The organism is Novipirellula caenicola (assembly GCF_039545035.1).
Classification (GTDB): domain Bacteria; phylum Planctomycetota; class Planctomycetia; order Pirellulales; family Pirellulaceae; genus Novipirellula; species Novipirellula caenicola.
Genome location: NZ_BAABRO010000004.1, coordinates 26135 through 44229, shown reverse-complemented (window position 1 = coordinate 44229; position 18095 = coordinate 26135). Strand labels below are relative to the sequence as shown.

At 54.8% G+C, this 18095-nt stretch carries 18 protein-coding genes; 11 read left to right on the top strand and 7 right to left on the bottom strand.

Going from position 1 to position 18095, the window contains the following annotated elements; genetic code table 11:
* Positions 1 to 35: 35 nt before the first annotated feature.
* The 6 genes from ABEA92_RS09950 (at position 36) to ABEA92_RS09925 (ending at position 6711) form a co-directional block, all read left to right on the top strand.
* A complete protein-coding gene (locus ABEA92_RS09950; RefSeq protein ID WP_345683680.1) occupies positions 36 to 1343 on the top strand; it encodes an NADH:ubiquinone reductase (Na(+)-transporting) subunit B in 1308 nt (435 codons plus the stop codon).
* Entirely contained in the window at positions 1330 to 2622 is a 1293-nt protein-coding gene (locus ABEA92_RS09945) for a Na(+)-translocating NADH-quinone reductase subunit C (protein ID WP_345683679.1), read from the top strand. The genes ABEA92_RS09950 and ABEA92_RS09945 overlap by 14 nt, the downstream gene beginning before the upstream one ends.
* Position 2623: 1 nt before the next feature.
* Positions 2624 to 3250, top strand: coding sequence for an NADH:ubiquinone reductase (Na(+)-transporting) subunit D (locus ABEA92_RS09940; protein ID WP_040763677.1), 627 nt, complete (start codon positions 2624 to 2626; stop codon positions 3248 to 3250).
* 4 nt (positions 3251 to 3254) lie between these two features.
* On the top strand, positions 3255 to 3890 hold the full coding sequence (gene nqrE, locus ABEA92_RS09935) for an NADH:ubiquinone reductase (Na(+)-transporting) subunit E (RefSeq protein WP_345683678.1): 636 nt from the start codon (positions 3255 to 3257) through the stop codon (positions 3888 to 3890).
* Positions 3891 to 3969: 79 nt separating this feature from the next.
* Positions 3970 to 5193, top strand: a complete 1224-nt coding sequence (gene nqrF / locus ABEA92_RS09930) for an NADH:ubiquinone reductase (Na(+)-transporting) subunit F (RefSeq protein WP_345683677.1) — start codon at positions 3970 to 3972, stop codon at positions 5191 to 5193.
* Between the two features lie 96 nt (positions 5194 to 5289).
* On the top strand, positions 5290 to 6711 hold the full coding sequence (locus ABEA92_RS09925; protein ID WP_345683676.1) for an FAD:protein FMN transferase: 1422 nt from the start codon (positions 5290 to 5292) through the stop codon (positions 6709 to 6711).
* A gap of 197 nt (positions 6712 to 6908) precedes the next feature.
* On the opposite strand, the gene ABEA92_RS09920 is transcribed toward ABEA92_RS09925, so the two are convergent.
* The 4 genes from ABEA92_RS09920 to ABEA92_RS09905 are packed head-to-tail and all read right to left on the bottom strand — an operon-like array spanning position 6909 to position 12011.
* Positions 6909 to 9527 carry a CHASE domain-containing protein gene (locus ABEA92_RS09920; RefSeq protein ID WP_345683675.1) on the bottom strand — a complete coding sequence of 873 codons (2619 nt, stop codon included), beginning with the start codon at positions 9525 to 9527 and terminating at the stop codon, positions 6909 to 6911.
* A 48-nt stretch (positions 9528 to 9575) separates the two neighbouring features.
* Complete coding sequence (locus ABEA92_RS09915; protein ID WP_345683674.1) at positions 9576 to 9965, bottom strand: response regulator; 390 nt, start codon at positions 9963 to 9965, stop codon at positions 9576 to 9578.
* A 38-nt stretch (positions 9966 to 10003) separates the two neighbouring features.
* Positions 10004 to 10366, bottom strand: coding sequence for a response regulator (locus tag ABEA92_RS09910; RefSeq protein ID WP_345683673.1), 363 nt, complete (start codon positions 10364 to 10366; stop codon positions 10004 to 10006).
* Positions 10359 to 12011 (bottom strand): hybrid sensor histidine kinase/response regulator, encoded by a 1653-nt coding sequence (locus tag ABEA92_RS09905; protein ID WP_345683672.1) that lies wholly within the window; start codon positions 12009 to 12011, stop codon positions 10359 to 10361. The genes ABEA92_RS09910 and ABEA92_RS09905 overlap by 8 nt, the downstream gene beginning before the upstream one ends.
* Positions 12012 to 12282: 271 nt before the next feature.
* Between ABEA92_RS09905 and ABEA92_RS09900 the strand changes: the two genes are divergently transcribed.
* Together ABEA92_RS09900 and ABEA92_RS09895 are read left to right on the top strand one after the other, a co-directional pair.
* Entirely contained in the window at positions 12283 to 12582 is a 300-nt protein-coding gene (locus tag ABEA92_RS09900) for a hypothetical protein (RefSeq protein ID WP_345683671.1), read from the top strand.
* 75 nt (positions 12583 to 12657) lie between these two features.
* A complete protein-coding gene (locus tag ABEA92_RS09895) occupies positions 12658 to 13056 on the top strand; it encodes a response regulator (protein ID WP_345683670.1) in 399 nt (132 codons plus the stop codon).
* A gap of 149 nt (positions 13057 to 13205) precedes the next feature.
* Here the strand turns inward: ABEA92_RS09895 and thiS are convergent, their stop codons facing one another.
* From thiS to ABEA92_RS09880, 3 genes are all read right to left on the bottom strand, one after another.
* Positions 13206 to 13409: a sulfur carrier protein ThiS gene (gene thiS / locus ABEA92_RS09890; RefSeq protein WP_345683669.1), complete on the bottom strand. Its 204-nt coding sequence runs from the start codon at positions 13407 to 13409 to the stop codon at positions 13206 to 13208.
* A 1-nt stretch (position 13410) separates the two neighbouring features.
* Positions 13411 to 14406: a sugar phosphate isomerase/epimerase family protein gene (locus tag ABEA92_RS09885; RefSeq protein WP_345683668.1), complete on the bottom strand. Its 996-nt coding sequence runs from the start codon at positions 14404 to 14406 to the stop codon at positions 13411 to 13413.
* A gap of 285 nt (positions 14407 to 14691) precedes the next feature.
* Complete coding sequence (locus ABEA92_RS09880; RefSeq protein WP_345683667.1) at positions 14692 to 15231, bottom strand: hypothetical protein; 540 nt, start codon at positions 15229 to 15231, stop codon at positions 14692 to 14694.
* A 4-nt stretch (positions 15232 to 15235) separates the two neighbouring features.
* Between ABEA92_RS09880 and ABEA92_RS09875 the strand changes: the two genes are divergently transcribed.
* The 3 genes from ABEA92_RS09875 (at position 15236) to ABEA92_RS09865 (ending at position 18049) form a co-directional block, all read left to right on the top strand.
* On the top strand, positions 15236 to 15358 hold the full coding sequence (locus tag ABEA92_RS09875; protein ID WP_345683666.1) for a hypothetical protein: 123 nt from the start codon (positions 15236 to 15238) through the stop codon (positions 15356 to 15358).
* 108 nt (positions 15359 to 15466) lie between these two features.
* Positions 15467 to 16576, top strand: coding sequence for a prenyltransferase/squalene oxidase repeat-containing protein (locus tag ABEA92_RS09870; RefSeq protein ID WP_345683665.1), 1110 nt, complete (start codon positions 15467 to 15469; stop codon positions 16574 to 16576).
* A 279-nt stretch (positions 16577 to 16855) separates the two neighbouring features.
* Entirely contained in the window at positions 16856 to 18049 is a 1194-nt protein-coding gene (locus ABEA92_RS09865; protein ID WP_345683664.1) for a phosphoglycerate kinase, read from the top strand.
* Positions 18050 to 18095: the final 46 nt, after the last annotated feature.

Here is an 18095-nt window from a genome sequence, read left to right as displayed (position 1 = left end):
CATTGAAATTTCATCCCAACCGTGGGAACACACTTATGAAAGCACTCCGAGACGCGCTTGACAAAGTCCACCCCTTGTTTGCCAAGGGTGGAGCATTGGAGATTGCGTATCCAGTCTACGAAGCGTTAGACACGTTTCTGTACACGCCCGGTGAAGTCGCCAAGGGCCAAACCCATGTCCGTGATGCCATCGACCTGAAACGGATGATGATCACGGTTGTGATGGCGTTGGTGCCGGTGACCTTGTTTGGGATGTGGAACGTCGGGTACCAAGCCAACACGGCCATCGAAGCGATGGCCGCCGCGGGGATCGACCATTCGGGCGATTGGCATTACACGATTCATCACGCAATCGGTTTCGAAAACGATTCCTCAAACCATGCGGACAATTTTGTCCTGGGAGCGATTTTCTTTCTGCCGATTTACATCGTCTGTATGTTTGTCGGTGGTCACATCGAAATGGTGTTCAGTGTGCTTCGTGGTCACGAGATCAACGAAGGATTCCTGGTCACCGGATTGCTGTTCCCGCTGACGCTGCCTCCGACCATTCCGTTATGGCAAGTTGCGTTGGGCATTGCCTTTGGCGTGATCGTGGCCAAGGAAGTGTTCGGCGGAACGGGACGAAACTTTTTGAACATTGCTTTGACCAGTCGCGCCTTTTTGTACTTCGCGTATGCGGGGGAAATCAGCGGCGACAAGGTTTGGACTGCGGTCGATGGATTCAGCGGTGCAACGGCACTGGGGCAAATGGCCAACGCCAATGCCGCGCCGAACGCCGAAGCGGCTGCGGAAGCTGGGGTCGCGATCTCGAATCCTGCGATCGCTTCGCTAAGCCATATTCAATACGGCTGGAACGAAGAAGGGGCGATCACTTGGATGGACGCGTTCCTAGGCACGATTCAAGGTTGCATCGGTGAAACCAGCACGCTGTTGTGCATCGTTGGTGCGGCGATCTTGATCGCAGCCGGTATCGGATCTTGGCGAATCATGTTGTCGGTCGTGCTCGGCGTGATCGCGACATCGTCGCTGTTAAATGGCGTCGCAACGCAAACCAACGCAATGATGGCTGTGCCGTTTTATTGGCACCTTGTCGTCGGCGGCTTGGCCTTTGGATTGGTCTTTATGGCGACCGACCCGGTCAGCGCTTCGATGACGCAAAAAGGCAAATGGATTTATGGCGGATTGATTGGTTTTATGACCGTCCTGATCCGCGTGATTAACCCCGCGTTCCCGGAAGGGATCATGCTGGCGATTTTGTTCGGCAACGTGTTTGCACCGTTGATCGATTACTTTGTGGTTCAAGCTAACGTCCGACGGAGGCTCGCACGCTATGCAACAACGTGATTCAGTTTTCTACACCGTCGGCGTTGCCGCGGTATTATGCGTCGTCTGTTCGTTGGCCGTCAGCTTTGCTGCGGTTCAATTGCGACCGCTGCAGGAAGAGAACAAGAAGCTGGACCGCCAGCGGAACATTCTCGATGCGGCTGGGTTGTCGATGGGCGAGTTCGGTAAGCCTGCCAGCGAGCTAAGTCGCAAACAGGTTGCCGATTTGTACAGTCGTGTGAGTGAAAAGTTGGTCGATTTGGAAACCGGCCAATACAACACCGAACTGGACATCGAACAGTACGACCCACGCGAAGCGATCGATAAAGACGACGAAAGCGTCCGCATCGAAAATCCAAAATATGACCTCGGCGAACAACGTCGCGAGAAAGTCGCACGCGTTTACTTCGTTCGTAAACCGGGTGAAGAAAAGATTCGTCAAGTCGTGTTGCCGGTTTACGGCAAAGGATTGTGGTCGACGCTGTATGGCTACTTGGCTTTGAAGAGCGATCTGCAAACGATCCAAGGTTTGACATTTTACGAGCACGGGGAAACCCCCGGGCTTGGTGGCGAAGTTGACAACCCAAGCTGGAAAGCTCAGTGGCCCGGCCAAAAGTTGTTTGACGAAAACGGTGAACCCAAGGCCGAGGTCTACAAAGGGCCTGCACCCGACGGGAATCCCTACGCGGTCGATGGACTCTCCGGAGCAACGATCACCAGCCGTGGCGTCACTAATTTGATCCGCTACTGGGCCAGCGACGAAGGTTACGGCCCGTTCCTGGAGCAATTGGAAAAGGAAATCGCTGCACAAGAGGGCGAAACCGTAACTCCGGCCGTCGAACAGCCGGAAGCGAAAAAGCCTGTCGTGGCGAAACCAGAACCGAAAAAGCCCGAGCCGAAGAAGTCGGAACCCAAGAAGCCCGAGCCCAAGAAGCCTGAGCCGAAGAAGGAGGTCGTCGAAGTCGAAGAACCGAAGGCTGAAGAGCCTAAGGCCGACGAGGCTGAGATGAAGGACGAACCGAAGCAGGAAGAGGCGGCGGCTGAAGAAGCCAAGCCAAAGGCGGACGAGAAACCCGCTGCGGAGGAAAAGCCCCAGGCCGAAGACAAACCTGATGCGGAAGCAAAGCCCGAAGCCGAAGACAAACCTGCGGCCGAGGACAAGCCTGAGGTAGAGGAAAAAGCGAAGGCCGAAGACGCCCCTAAGGCGGAGGACAAACCGGCTGCCGAAGAGAAACCTGAGGTCAGCGAAGAAACGAGCCCGGAACCAAGCGACGGCGAACCCAAACAGGGAGACGAATAAAATGGCAGCTGGAAGAGTAAACAAGGTCCTGTTCGGACCCGTGCTCGACAACAACCCGATCGCGCTGCAGATCCTCGGGATTTGTAGCGCCTTGGCGGTAACGACCAAGATGGAAACGTCGGTCGTTATGGCGATCGCCGTGATCGCGGTCACCGCGTTTAGTAACACCGCCGTCAGCGCGATTCGTCACTACATCCCTGGCAGCATCCGGATCATCGTTCAGATGACCGTGATCGCGTCGCTGGTGATCGTGGTCGACCAAGTGCTGAAGGCATACTTGTTCGACATCAGCAAACAATTGTCGGTCTTCGTCGGTTTGATCATCACCAACTGTATCGTGATGGGACGTGCCGAAGGTTTTGCGATGAAAAACAGTCCTGGCATCAGTTTCCTCGACGGCTTCGGCAATGGACTCGGTTACGGTTTGGTCCTGTTGTTCGTCGCCTTTTTCCGCGAGCTGTTTGGTAGTGGTTCCATTTTCGGTTACGAGATCATGCAATTGACTCGCAACGGCGGATGGTACAACCCGAACAACTTGATGCTTTTACCGCCCAGTGCGTTTTTCTTGATCGGTTTCCTGATCTGGATCATTCGTGCGTGGAAGCCTGAACAAATCGAAGAGGCTTAATTCAATGGAACATTACCTAAGCATTCTGATCAAATCGATCTTTGTCGAGAACCTTGCACTCGCCTTCTTTTTGGGGATGTGTACGTTTTTGGCGATCAGCAAAAATGTCAAAACCGCGCTCGGGCTTGGTGTGGCAGTAATCGTGATCCAAGCGATCACGGTGCCTGCGAACCAATTGATTTACTCGTGGTTTCTGAAGAAAGGTGCCCTGGTGTGGGCAAACAACTTCATCAGCACATCGACGGTCGATTTCTCGACGGTGGATTTGTCGTTCCTCGGTTTCATCAGTTACATCGGTGTGATCGCGGCAATGGTGCAAATTCTCGAGATGACGCTCGATAAGTTCTTTCCACCGCTTTACAACGCGTTGGGGATCTTCTTGCCACTGATCACCGTGAACTGTGCGATTCTCGGTGCTTCGTTGTTCATGGAGCAACGCAAGTACGATTTTGTTGAATCGTGTTTCTTCGGTGTCGGTTGCGGCGTCGGTTGGGCGCTTGCGATCGCAGCCCTAGCGGGGATCCGCGAAAAGATGAAGTACAGCGATGTGCCTCCGCCGCTGCGTGGTTTGGGAATCACGTTCATTACGGTGGGATTGATGGCACTTGCGTTTATGTCGTTCAGCGGTATTCAGCTGTAGCGAGCTTGGTGCGGTGGCCCGGTTGGGTCACTCGCGTTTTTCAAATCAAATCATTGAACTTCTGACGAGTTTTGTAGTTATGGAAACCGTCCTACTTGGCGTCGCGATGTTTACCGTCGTGGTCATCGCACTTGTTTTGGTCATTCTTGCCGCGAAGAGCGTTTTGGTCGCTTCGGGGCCGGTCAAGATCACCATCAACCACCAAAAAGAAATCGAGGTTCCTGCGGGCGGAAAACTGCTCGGAGCACTCGCCGACGCTGGGGTGTTCGTTTCCAGTGCCTGCGGTGGCGGCGGAACCTGTGCCCAGTGCAAAGTCAAAGTGGAATCGGGTGGCGGAGAAATCTTGGCTACCGAAAAAGGGCACATCAACAAAAAGGAAGCGGCCGAAGGCGAACGTCTCTCTTGCCAAGTTGCGGTCAAGCAGGACATGGTCGTCGAGGTTCCTGCGGAAGCCTTTGAAACCAAGAAATGGGAATGCACCGTTCGCAGCAATAACAACGTTGCAACGTTCATCAAAGAATTGGTGCTCGAGTTGCCTGTCGGTGAAGAGGTTGACTTCAAAGCCGGGGGCTACATCCAAATCGAATGTCCCCCTCACGTTGTCAACTACAAAGATTTTGATATCGACGAGCGGTTCCACGAGGATTGGGACAAGTTCAACGTTTGGCGTTATGTCTCGAAAGTCGATGAGCCCGTGGTGCGTGCCTATTCGATGGCCAACTACCCTGGCGAAAAAGGCATCATCATGTTGAACGTGCGTGTCGCATCGCCGCCACCACGTGCTCCTGAGAACACGCCGCCCGGCAAGATGAGTAGTTACATCTTTAACCTGAAACCAGGTGACAAGGCGACGATTAGCGGCCCCTACGGTGAGTTCTTTATCAAAGACACCGAAGCGGAAATGGTTTACATCGGGGGTGGGGCCGGGATGGCACCGCTGCGAAGCCATATCTTCGAGCTGTTCAAACGAGGCAAGACCAACCGCAAAGTATCGTATTGGTACGGTGGTCGATCGAGTCGCGAATTGTTCTATGTCGATCATTTCCGTAAGATTGAAGAAGAGTTTCCAAACTTCAAATTCAATATTGCATTGTCCGAGCCGCTGCCGTCGGACAATTGGACCGGTTACAAGGGCTTCATCCACCAAGTGTTGCTGGAGAACTACCTCAAAGACCACCCGGCTCCCGAAGACATCGAGTACTACATCTGTGGTCCGCCGATGATGAACCAAGCGGTCTTCAAGATGTTGGATGATCTCGGAGTCGAGCCTGAAAACATCGCCTACGATGACTTTGGCGGTTAGTCATCGACGATTGAGGTAATCGTTTGGGTGAGCCGTGGACGCATCCCGCGGGTGCGATTTTGCCCCGCCGCGTCGCAACAACTTAAAATGGTTAAAATGATACTTACATCGACAACGCAGCGAATGGTTCCGTTCGCTGCGTTTTGTTTTGCCGTGCTGACGATGCTCGGTTCCGCTGGCTCCACGTTTGGCGGTGATCTTCTCGCTCAATCGGATCCGGCCAACAACTCGGACGCGACCGCCGGCGACGCGGTGATCCGCGAGCTACGCGGCGCGACCATGGGCACGACCTACATGGTCAAAATCTATGACCCGCCCGAGTTTGAATCGGACGTTGCGATCGCGGTGGATGCCGAGCTTCGCGCGGTGAATGACCAAATGTCGACGTACTTGAAGTCGTCCGAGATCAGCCGCTTCAACGACTCGGACTCGACCGATTGGTTCGACGTCAGCGTGGAGACGGCCGAGGTGGTCAGCGCCGCACTGGAAATTGCCGAAGCGACGGGCGGAGCCTTCGATGTCACCGTCGGACCGCTGGTCAACGCATGGAGCTTTGGACCCGATCCGAAGACCAATGTCGTCCCAAGCGATTCAGTGATCGACACTTTGCGTGAATCGGTCGGCTACAAGAAACTGGCGGTTCGAATGGACCCACCGGCGCTGAAAAAGTCGGTTCCCACGTTGAAGGTCGATCTGTCGTCGATCGCCAAAGGCCACGGGGTGGACCGAGTTGTCGACCGGTTGGCCGATCTAGGTGCCGAGAACGTGTTTGTCGAAATTGGCGGCGAGGTTCGGGTCGCGGGATCAAAGGGAGGACAGCCCTGGAAGGTTGGAATTCAAAACCCGCAAGCAGCAAATGCCGACGGGGACGCGATGTCCTTGGCGGCCGCCCATCCGATGCAGGATCAAGCGATGGCGACCTCGGGAGACTATCGGATCTATTTCGAAGTCGATGGCAAACGCTATTCCCACACGATTGATCCTCGCACCGGTCGACCGATCGATCATGATTTGGCCTCCGTGTCGGTGGTCGCCGACACATGCATGAAGGCTGATGGTTGGGCGACCGCGATCAATGTGCTCGGCGCCGATGCCGGGATCAAAGTGGCATCCGAGCAAGGTCTGGACGTCTTGGTCATCCGGCGACGCGGAGATGAATTTGTGCGTGTCGGAACCGGTTCGCTGTCGAGCTATGCACTTGCGGCCGCGGGGCCCGCGACCGCTGATGTCGATCCAACGACCGACGTCGCCGCGGACCAACCACCTTCGCTGTACACTCGGATGCTGCCGACATTGGTCATTACCGTGATCGGATTCGGGGTGATTTTGTTCGCGATGGCGATCGGGGTGATCTTCGGACGCAAATCGATCAGCGGTTCGTGTGGCGGTTTGGCGGGCAAAAAGAACGACGACGGTAGCGTCAGTTGCTCGCTGTGCAGCAATCCTTCAGATGCTTGCCAAGAGCTTCGCGAGCAGATGAAGGAAGGTCGAGCAAAGAAGGATGCCGCCGAGTCTTGATGCGGTTACAGCTGCTGTCACCCCAACGGCCAGTGCTATCTACTTTCGCACTAAACGGGTGGTTTTTTATTGCGGTGCGGCGCGAGCTGCCCGGGCAAAATCGAACGTTTTACTCGCCGCAACCGCACGGCTCGCGCCGCGAGTGCTACTCAAAGTGAATGGCATTGACCCGACGGCCGCAATGGTGCCGGTGGTCGTTAACTGACGCAGCAAGCGTCTGAATGGGGCTCGCGAACGTCGCTCAAATCATCGTCGCGAACGTGGGGAAGTTCAAAACGGAAGATCGATCCACCGCTTTCCGAGGATTCGATCCAAATTCGGCCATCGACACGATCGATGATCCGTTTGCATATTGCCAAGCCGATTCCGGTGCCCTTGTACTTGCTGCGATTGTGCAATCGTTTGAAAACACCAAAGACTTGATCGCGATAACGTGGTTCAATCCCGATGCCATTGTCTTGGACCGAATAAATGCATCGTGATCCGCGGACCTCGCCGCTGATGTGAACACACGGATCTTGGTCGCCACGATATTTGATGGCGTTGCCGATTAGGTTTTGGAATAGCTGAGCGAGTTGCCCTGGATCCGCTTGGACCATCGGCAAGCGGTCGTAGCTAATTTGTGCATTGGATTCGCGAATGGATTCAGACAGATTGTCGATGGCGTATTGCAGCGTTTCGTTGGCGTCGACTCGCGACAATCGTCGACCTTCGGATTCGACTCGCGAATAGGCCAACAGGTCTTGGATCAACGTTCGCATGCGGCGACCGCCGTCCATGATGTAAGACATATACAGTTTGGCGTCGTCGCTGAGTTCGTTGCCGCAGTCTTGTTCGAGCAGCTCACAGAACGAGTTGACCTTTCGCAGCGGTTCCTGCAGATCGTGAGAGGCAACGTAGGCGAATTGCGCGAGTTCTTCGTTGCTGCGCGCTAAGCTGGCGTTGGCCTTTTCGATTCTCTGTTGAGCAAGTTTGCGTTCGGAGATGTCGGCGGCGATCCCGAGATACCCGGTAACGTTTCCGTCTTGATCACGTAGTGCCGTGACGGTCAATAGCACGGGAAACCGACTGCCGTCTTTACGGATGTAGGTCCATTCGCGTTGCTCGGATTCAGATTGACGTGCCTTGGTAACAAAGACTTCGAATCCTGGTTCGACCTCGTAGCCAAATTCTTCACTCAGTTCGCTGGCCCGCTGCAGCACTTCGCCGCGGTCATGGAACACCGCGGGGCTGGATCGATCGATCATTTCGTCTTTGCTATAGCCCAGCATTTTCTGCGCGGCGTCATTGAATACCACAATGGTCCCTTGCGGGTCGGTGGCGATGATGGCGACGCCGGCGGCGTTTTGGATCGCGGCTTGCAATCGGCGAGTGGATTCCAATTCAGATGCGGCGTGCTTTCGCTCAGTGATGTCTGAATTGGCACCCAGCATCCGAACGGGTTTGCCCGCTTCGTCAAAAAACACCATCGCTTTGGCGCTGATATGTCGAACCGCTCCGCTGGGTTGAACGATGCGAAACTCGCAATCAAACGTGCTCTCGCCAATCAACGCGTTTTGAAAGGCGGTTTCGCAAGCATCACGATCATCTGGATGAAGACTGTTTAGCCATGCTTCGTAGGTTGCCGAGAACGTGTTGCGGTCGCGTCCGTACAATCGGTACATCGCGTCGTCACACGTGACCTCGCCGCTAATCGGATCAAAATCCCACACTCCGATTTGATTGACATCTGCGGCCAATCGAAGATTTTCTAGGTCCCGCGTCATCGCATCGGCCAAACGAAGTGCCTTTCGAGAGGCGCTGGATAGCAACAGAAACAATCCGATCAACAAACCATCAATGATCAAACCGGCGACAAGGATAGTCAACGGTTGAGTGGTGTCGACATTGGCTCGAAATGACTTGGTGCTCCAAAGATCGAAAGTCCATGTGCGGCCATACGCAGCGACATCGATTGTTTTTTTGAATAATGGATCGGGGTCAAAATCGGCGTCGCTGGCGGTGTGTTCATCGAACAGCACTTCGCCTGCATCTTCGATCCGGATTCGGACGTGACGCTTTTGCTTTGCCAAAGTCCCTTTCATTAACTTTTGAAACACAAACGGGGCATAAACAAGTCCGGCAAAACGATCAACGTCGGCCGAGTCGTTCTGGTGCACACGGCCTTGATAAAACGGGGCGAAAAAGAGGAACCCGGGAGTCTTCATCGAGTCTTGAACCAACACGATGGGACCGGTGACTTGGGCTTGCCCGGTATCACGCGCCTTTTTGGCCGCTGTGATGCGATTCGTTTCGTGAGCCATATCTAGCCCCAGTGCCTGCACGTTCCCCTGCAGCGGAACAATGCAAGTGATCGGCCAATATTCGTCGCGTTCGGCTGGCGGATGAACGGTGAAATGGGGACGCTGCTCGCGCTGACGCTGCAAGAACGATGGAAATTCGGAATCGTCGAGTGCTTGAATCACGCCGATCCCATTGATTCCAGGATACTTGTGTTCGATTTGGATCGAGGCCGCGTAACGCTCCCATTGTTGATGATCCACTTCGCCATCGAGCGTGCCAATAAACGCCACGCCTGACCATAGAGCGTCTTCGTACTTTCGCATCCGTTCGCGAACCAGTTCGACCGTTTGATCGGCATCACGATCAAATTGCAATTGAATCCGAGCATCGAGTTGCTTGCGTGAATAGTTCCACGCCAGCAGTGTCAAACCGAGTGAAAAGACCACGATCACCCAGTGGAACCAACGCATCGTTCCGGCTGCCACCAACGTGCTGCGGACGCCATCGGATGGTGTAGCGGAAGTGGTGTTCATGGCGAGAGATGCAGGCGGGGGGAAGAAGGGGGACGCGACCGTGGCGTATCAAACGCGAGCCAGTGACCGGTGATCACATCGCGTGCGAATGAATTGATCTAGCTCTGCGAACACGCGGGGTGTTTTGTGCAAGTACCCTGCGTTCATTTCGCGACATCGACGCAGCGTTTCGGCATCTTCGCGGCCGGTAACAAACACCTTTTCAATCTTCGCAACCGAGTCGTCTTGGTTGAGGAATTCCATCGCGGTCAATCCGTTGCCGGTCGGCGTTTCAATATCAGCAATGATCAAATCGAATTGCTCGGTTCGCAATTTCGCCATCACCGACAACCAGTTGTGCGTCACCGTGACATCATGATTTGACGCACGAAGTGTTATTTCTAGCGTTTGCGCGAAATCGATGTCATCTTCGATCACCAATACATGTAGCGATTGCATGAGCAGTGGACCTGGAAAGGGTGGAATGGAAAAAAGAACTACAGCGAGGAATCAACCACTGCGAACAATGCGTCATTCGAATACGGTTTGCATAGGAAATATTTGGCTCCGATATCCAGCGCCGTAGTTTTGTCACCCAGGCTTGCGGAGGCGATGATCACAGGGATCTCGCTCGTCGTAGGATCGGCTTTCAATTCCGCCAACGCGGTCAACCCGTCCATGTTGGGCATGCGAATGTCCATCAAAACCACATCCGGCTGGTCCGCACGGATTTGCTGCAGCCCGTCGCACCCGTCGATTGCGGTGCTGACGGTGTATTCGCGGGTTTCGAGACGAAGTTGAGTTCCAAATCGGATCGCTTCGTCGTCTTCGACGATCAAGACGCGTGTTTTTTTAGACATGATTCACCTCGTAGTGGTCCGGGGGTAACGTGAGCAAAGGAAGGGCAGCATCGGCGATACATCGGATCGGATGCATCAATGCGTTGCTGCTTGCATGGATGGATAGTGTTCCCTGCTGCTGCACATCAAGCGTGGGCAAGGGACCTTGCGGACGATTGCGATTCAGTGATGTCGTTTCCTTGGTCACTCGCGAAAGAAAGGATTTGGCACTTTCGGGATTCGCATGCTGGACCACTAACCACGTCGAGAGGCTCGTCTTGATTAACAGATCATGTGAATGCAGTAAGTAATTCAGCAGCTGGTGAATTTCGTCGCCGCGGTGCGAAGCATCGGGTTCGATATCAGCGTTGATCCGTATAAAGCAAACCGAAGCGTTCTCGTCGATCTGCTTCAGCCTTGCAAAATAACGCTGTGCGACGGTTTCAGGTTCATCAAACGGGACCGTGAACGAAAACGTGCTTCCCTCGCCCACCGTGCTGACCAACGACATTTGACCGAGATTTAAATCCACCAGTTCTTTGGCAATGTTGAGCCCCAAACCGAAGCCCTTGGTGGAGCTTAGTAGTTGAGTATTCGCTTGGCGAAACCGCGAAAAGATTTGTTCACGCTGCTCCGTGGCGATCCCAGGACCAGAATCTTGGACGGCAAACGTGACCTCGCGATCCGCTGGCGAACTGGTGACTCTGACAACGATCGAGTCGCCTGAGCTGGAAAATTTGATTGCGTTGACAATCAAATTGATTAGCGTTCGTGACACCTTTTCTGCGTCACAGAAAATCGGCGTTTGAGTTTCATCGGCTTCGAATTGGATCGTGATTCCACGTAGCGATGCACGTTGTTGCAATCCAGAAAGAATCCGCGTGACAATCTGAGTCGAATCACATGTCTCGCGGTTCGCTGCCAGCAGACCCGATTCGTGGCGGCTGATGTCCAACATGTCGTCGACGATATTATTCAAATCATCGACGCGATCTTCGATCACTCGCAACATTCGTCGCTGTTCGTCGCTAACGTCGCCCACGGCACCGTCGGCAATCAAACTGGCGTATTGCTTGACTACACACAGTGGGGTTCGAAACTCGTGCGAAACATTGTTGACAAATTTTTGTGAGGAATCGTGCAGTCGTTCGAGACGCTCGTTTTTGGTCTTCAGTTGAGCGGATTGAGTCTCCAGCACGACCGTTTGTTTTTGGATCGCATCCACCAATCGCTTGATCTCTTCTCGCTGTTTGATTCGCTCAATGCTTTGCCGAATACAGCGGTGGACCGTCGTAGGCGTGATCTCGCCTTTGCACAGAAAACTCTCGGCGCCCTTGGAAACCGCGTCAATGTAGAGTTGTTCTTGGTCTTGCCCCGAAAGCACGATGATCGCCGTGTTGTCGAAACATTCGCTCAGCTGTTGTACGGATGCCAAACCAAACGCATCGGGCAGATTCAGATCGGTCAGGATCACGCGAAAATCGATCTCCTGAGCGAGTTGAATGCCCTCGGCTAGCGATTCGGCGCGATGCAGTTCGTACTCGCCTTGCGATTTGCGAAGGGTGATTTGCAAATGAGTTGCGTCCCCATCATCATCTTCGATCATCAAGATCCGAATCGCTGTACTGTCGGTCATCATTCGCCCTGTCGCTTTTTCAAATTTCATCAACGGCCGACGGATTTGCCCCTGATCCGCCCGACGCCGTTGATGATGAACCCTATAACGTCATTAGGGTTTTCCGGCGAAAAAACGCGAGAAACCTGGGCTTCGGTTACCCGAAAAAATGTTCGCAAGAGGTGAGTCCGAAAGAGGTTGCGTCAATGAAGGCCAGGCTTGGCCGTTGGGGAAATGAGCGGGTGATAAGGGTTGCTCCGGGGGGCGAGCTTTTTGCAATACGCTGCGGAATAAAGGGACGGAATAAAGGGACAGTGATCAAATGCAGGGTGTGCCCTTCCGGCGGATTCGCCCCGATGCCATCTACTTTTACACCGAACGAGTGGCGTTTATAGCGGTGCGGCGCGGGGCCCGCCCGGTCAAAATCGAACGTATCACTCGCTGCAACCGGGCGGGCCTCGCGCCGCAAACGCTACCCAAAGGAGAGGGCAATGGGCGTCGGCCGGATGACGTGTCATGCAATCGCCAAATCGTTGTAATGCCCGCTGAAACGCGGTGGTTGCGAACCTTTATTCGCGAAACCGATAAAGCAATCGGACAACCGCCGCGAATCGTAAGCTAAAGACTACTAGGTCGCTGCGGTGATGCCTCAGCGACGTGAGCCGCATTTACGTCAGAAGCAAGGGCAAACACCAGCGTGAAAACCATCTTAGTGATCGAGGACGACGAAGCCGATCAACTGCTTCATGAAGTCGTGATCAAACGAACGCGACCTGACATCAAGATTCTAAAAGCGTTCGATGGTCGCGAGGCGCTCGACATGTTGGCCCATCTCGACCCGATGCCGCAGCTGATTTTGTTGGACATCAACATGCCGGTGATGAATGGATACGAGTTCTTGGAACTCTATTCAAAACGCAGTGACCATACGACTCCGGTGATCGCAGTGCTGACCACTTCGGATCATGAATTTGATAAGGAACAAATGGCAAAGTTCCCCGTGGTCAAAGACTACTTGGTCAAACCGCTTCGGGCTTCGAACATGCGGGCATTGCAAGATTCAGTCACTCAAAAAAGAACCGCGATGTCGCTGTAGTTTCAGCGAGCACCGCGGTTTCATGTTTGTTGAGTGAAATCGCTCTTTAGAGCATTTACACATTTGATGTAGCGGCCGTCGCCAGACGCTGGACCACGTTCTGGCAAACGCTGCTACGGCTTGAATCCCACGTCATCTTTCAACCTGCTCTAGCCGCCACCGACAAGGGTGACGACTTCGACATCATCGCCGTCGTTTACCATCGTGGAAGCATAGTCTTCGCGAGGCACGACATCCGCGTTGACTTCGACCGCCAAATAGTTCGGCGGCACATCGACGGTCTCAAGCAATTGCTGGACACTCATCGACGATTCGATTTCGACGTTTTCGCCGTTGACTTTGATTTGAATCATCTCAACCGTCAAAAGCGGCGTCAAAGGCGACATTGCTGGGGCTGAAGTCAAGCTTCTTGGTGAAGGCACATGCTTCCTTGGCACCGAAGGTTCGCTCCATTCCCGAATCTTCCCATTCAATCGAAAGCGGGCCTTCGTAATTGATTTCGTTCAGGGCGCGAATGATCTCTTCAAAGTTCACTCCGCCGCGTCCGGGGCTGCGGAAATCCCAACCGCGTCGCGAATCCCCAAAGTTCAGGTGACTGCAATTGATACCGCTGCGGCCATCGAGGGTGACAATCGCATCTTTGATGTGAACGTGGTAGATGCGGTCGGGGAACGTGCGAATGAATTGCACCGGATCAATCCCTTGCCAAATCAGGTGGCTGGGGTCGAAATTGAATCCGAACTCTTTGCGATGATCGAGTGCTTCGAGAGCGCGGGCTGCGGTGTGGATATCAAACGCGATCTCGGTGGGATGCACTTCCAAAGCAAAGTTAACGCCACATTCGCCAAACACGTCCAAGATCGGATTGAAACGTTCGGCTAGCAAGGCAAACCCGTCATCGATCATGCTCGGTGGCACTGGTGGGAACGAATACAGCAAGTGCCAAATGCTGCTGCCGGTAAAACCGTTGACTACATCGACACCGAACTTCTGGGCCGCGCGTGCGGTGTTCTTCAATTCCTCGGCGGCACGCTCGTTCACGCCTGCCGGATCGCCGTCGCCCCATACGTATTCAGGCAGAATCGATTTGTGACGCGCATCGATGTTGTCCAGCACCGCTTGGCCAGCCAAGTGGGCGCTGATGGCGTGGCATTGCAGCCCGGCATCGTCGAGCAGTTTTCGTTGTTTGTCGCAATAATCGTCTTCGGCGATCGCGCGATCCACTTCGAAGTGATCTCCCCAGCACGCCAGTTCGATCCCGTCATAGCCGAATTCGGCGGTCATGCGGGCCATTTCTGCAATCGGCAGGTCGGCCCATTGGCCGGTAAAAAGCGTAACGGGTCGAGCCATCGCGAATAATCTCCGTGATTAAGAATGGGGAGTTCGGTATTGAGTTCGTTTTGATCCACGGCGGCGGATCATGCTGAAATCTGTCGCCCCCCATTGTGCGCTTGCGGGGCGGATGACCGCAACCATCCCAAGAGCGTTCTGTCGCTTCGCTCGCTAAAGCGTGGGCAGGCATCGATCGCGGCAACGAAAATGCCATAGACCACGTGCATTGCGAAGGCAACTTGTCAGAGAACTGCTGCACCGCAATCGCCGCCGATGGCTGATTTTTCTGCGGTGAGCTTGGACCTAACCTTCAAAGGCCAGCCGGCGGGCTTGGGCTTTCAGCTCGGCTTGCAGTCGCTGGGCGGCTCGTGTTTGTTCCGCCAAATCGGTGCTCGCCGCCTGTTGCTCGAGCCGAAATTGTCGTTCACGGTGCTCTTGAATTGCCGCGCGGGCGTTCAGTTGGGCTTCGCGAGCATCGAGTTCCGATTCCCAACGCTGCAGCCGTTCGATCAGATCGGCGGCCTGCAGCCCCAGCCACGACTCGGAAAGCGGAGCTGCGATGTCGAAATGCGTGGGCGTTTTGGGCTGCGGCGACCCTGCCGACGACGTGGCGGCGAGGTTAGCGTCAGCAGCGGCGTCGTGAGCCGAGTCGACACGATAGTTGGCGAAAAATTCACCTCGCGAATGCCCCGCACGCCGTGGTGCCAAGCGGGGATCGCCAACATGCCCGCTGCCGACTGGCCCGCTGCCGACTGGCCCGCTGCTGGCCGACACGCTGCGACCGAGTCGAACGCGATCGACTTGATTCAGCTTCTCGATTCGTTTCCAGCGGTACGAGGGCATGGGATTGTCACGGTTTCGTCGTGGTTACGGCGTCAGTAATGGCAGCAATTCGGCTGCGGTGGCCCAAGAATTGCAAACCGTTATCCTTGGGTTCGGAAATCGCGGCCGGTCCGCTGCATTGATCTGAACCCACCAGATAAAATGAACGAGTCAGTAGTGTGGTCGATACCGGTTATTCCGGTGGAACCGCCTACCACCCTTTCGCTGCCCACTTCCCTAGGACGAGTCCCCACCCATGATGCGATTGTTTGCAGGTCTGTTTTGTTTCATCGCGACGATTTCCACCGTGATTTCCCCGGTTTTGGCCGATTCACGGCTGGATGCCAAAATTCAGCGTTCGGCGGCCAAAGGAATTGAATTTCTGAAAAATCGAGGCCAGGCCGACGACGGATCCTTTAGCGGGGAGACCGGTGCGGCCGTTACCGCCCTCTGCGTCAACGCGATTCTGCAGCACCGCCCGCAAGCGATCAACGATCCGATGATCGAAAAAGCGCTGGCGTATATTTCATCGAAATTTCAACCCGACGGTGGAATTTACGCCACCGGTTCGTCACACCAAAACTACGAAACGTCGGTCGCCATTGGGGCTCTGGTGCGGGCCAACAAGGATGGGCGATATGACAGTACGCTCAAACGCGCCGAAACCTTCTTGAAGGGATTGCAGTGGGACGAGGGCGAAGGCATCGAGTCGTCCGACCCCAGCTATGGCGGTGCGGGCTACGGAAAGCACAAACGGCCGGACCTTTCCAACACGTCGTTTTTCATCGATGCGCTTCGCGATCTCGGTAACGAAGCCGACGATGAATCGTTGCAGAAAGCGTTGAAGTTCGTTGTCCGCTCGCAGAATTTGGCCGATGAGGGGAACGACACGCCTCATGCAGACGAAGTCAACGATGGCGGTTTCTATTACACGCCTGCTGCCGGCGGTGAAAGCCAAGCCGGCCAAGCCGAAGGAGGCGGATTGCGAAGCTATGGCTCGATGACCTATGCGGGGCTGAAAAGCATGATCTACGCAGGCCTATCCGCCGATGACCCTCGCGTGTTGGCCGCGATGGACTTTATCCGCAAACACTATTCGCTCGATTCGAACCCAGGCATGGGGCAAGCCGGGTTGTACTACTACTATCACACGTTCGCCAAAGCACTCGACGCGGCCAATGTCGACGTATTGGATGACGCATCGGGAACGCCGCACCCATGGCGAGAAGAGTTGGCCAATCATTTGATTTCCGAACAGCAACCCGATGGATCGTGGGTCAACAAGCAGAGCGAGCGTTGGATGGAAGGGGATCGTCAACTCGTCACCGCTTATGCGTTGTTGGCACTGTCTTATTGCCGCGAATAAAGCGGGCTCCTGTGAAGCGGGGTCGGTTTGATTCGTTGCTTCTCTGAAGTCTCTGGCAAAGGGTTTCTCTGGCAACGGATGTCTTCTTGAGCCGCCATCGCGTCGCTGCGATGGCGGGCTGTCTGCCATAAGCCTCGTCGCCGCGGTGATCGATGGTGGCGGTGCCGCGGATTGCCAAAATCGTCGTCTACTCGACACCCCCGATGGTTTGTTGATAATCGCGGGCTAATTAGCTCGTAGAATCACCAATTCATTTTTTTCGGGAACTGAGAATAGGCCATGGCGAAAAAGACAATCGATCAAGTCGACGTAGCGGGTAAGAACGTATTGATGCGAGTCGACTTCAATGTCCCGCTCGACGAGAACCAACAAATCACCGATGACCGCCGCATTCGCATGGCGCTGCCAAGCATCAAGAGTGTGATCGATCGCGGCGGCCGAGTGATTTTGATGAGCCACTTGGGACGCCCCGAAGGCAAGGGCGACGACGCCAAATACAGCTTGCAGCCCGCCGCCAAACAGTTAGGCGTGCTGCTCGACAAACCTGTTGCCTTTGCCACTGACACCGTTGGCGACGATGCAACCAGCAAAGCGGGCAAATTGGCCGACGGCGACGTGCTGGTTTTGGAAAACCTGCGGTTTAATCCTGGCGAAAAGAAAGGCGACAGCGAGTTCGCAGGCAAATTGGCCGCGATGGCCGACATCTACTGCAACGACGCGTTCGGAACGTGCCACCGCAAAGATGCGTCGATGGTTGCCGTGCCGGAAGCGATGGCTGGCAAACCTCGCGTGGTCGGCCACTTGGTCGCCAAAGAAATTGCCTACCTGACTGATGCGATCAGTAACCCCGAGCGTCCGTTCGTGGCAATCCTGGGCGGTGCTAAGGTTAGCGACAAGATCAACGTGATCAACAATCTGCTCGGTATCTGTGACACCGTGTTGATCGGTGGTGCAATGGCTTACACCTTCTCGTTGGCACAAGGCGGCAAGGTCGGCAACAGCTTGGTCGAGAAAGACAAAGTCGACTTGGCCAAAGAGTTGTTGGCCAAGGGAGGCGACAAGTTGCAACTGCCCGTCGATACCCATTGTGGCGACGATTTTGGCAACATCGCCGGATGCAACAAAAAGGTCGTTGCTGCGGGCGAAATTCCGGACGGCATGGAAGGACTCGATATCGGTCCGGAAACCGCGAAGATCTATGCTGACATCATCAAGAAGGCCAAAACCGTGGTTTGGAACGGCCCGATGGGCGTGTTCGAGAAACCACCGATGGACGCCGGCACCAAAGCGGTTGCACAAGCGGTCGCTGACAGCGATTCGACCAGCATCATCGGAGGCGGGGATAGCGCCGCTGCGGTCGATCAACTTGGGTTCGCCGACCAAGTCAGCCACGTCAGCACCGGTGGCGGAGCGAGTCTAGCGATGCTCGAAGGCGAACGCTTTGCCGCCGTCGATCTGCTCGACGAAGCGTAAGCAAGAGAAAAAGAGGGGGAGACACGGAGAGGGGGCAGAAGAGGAG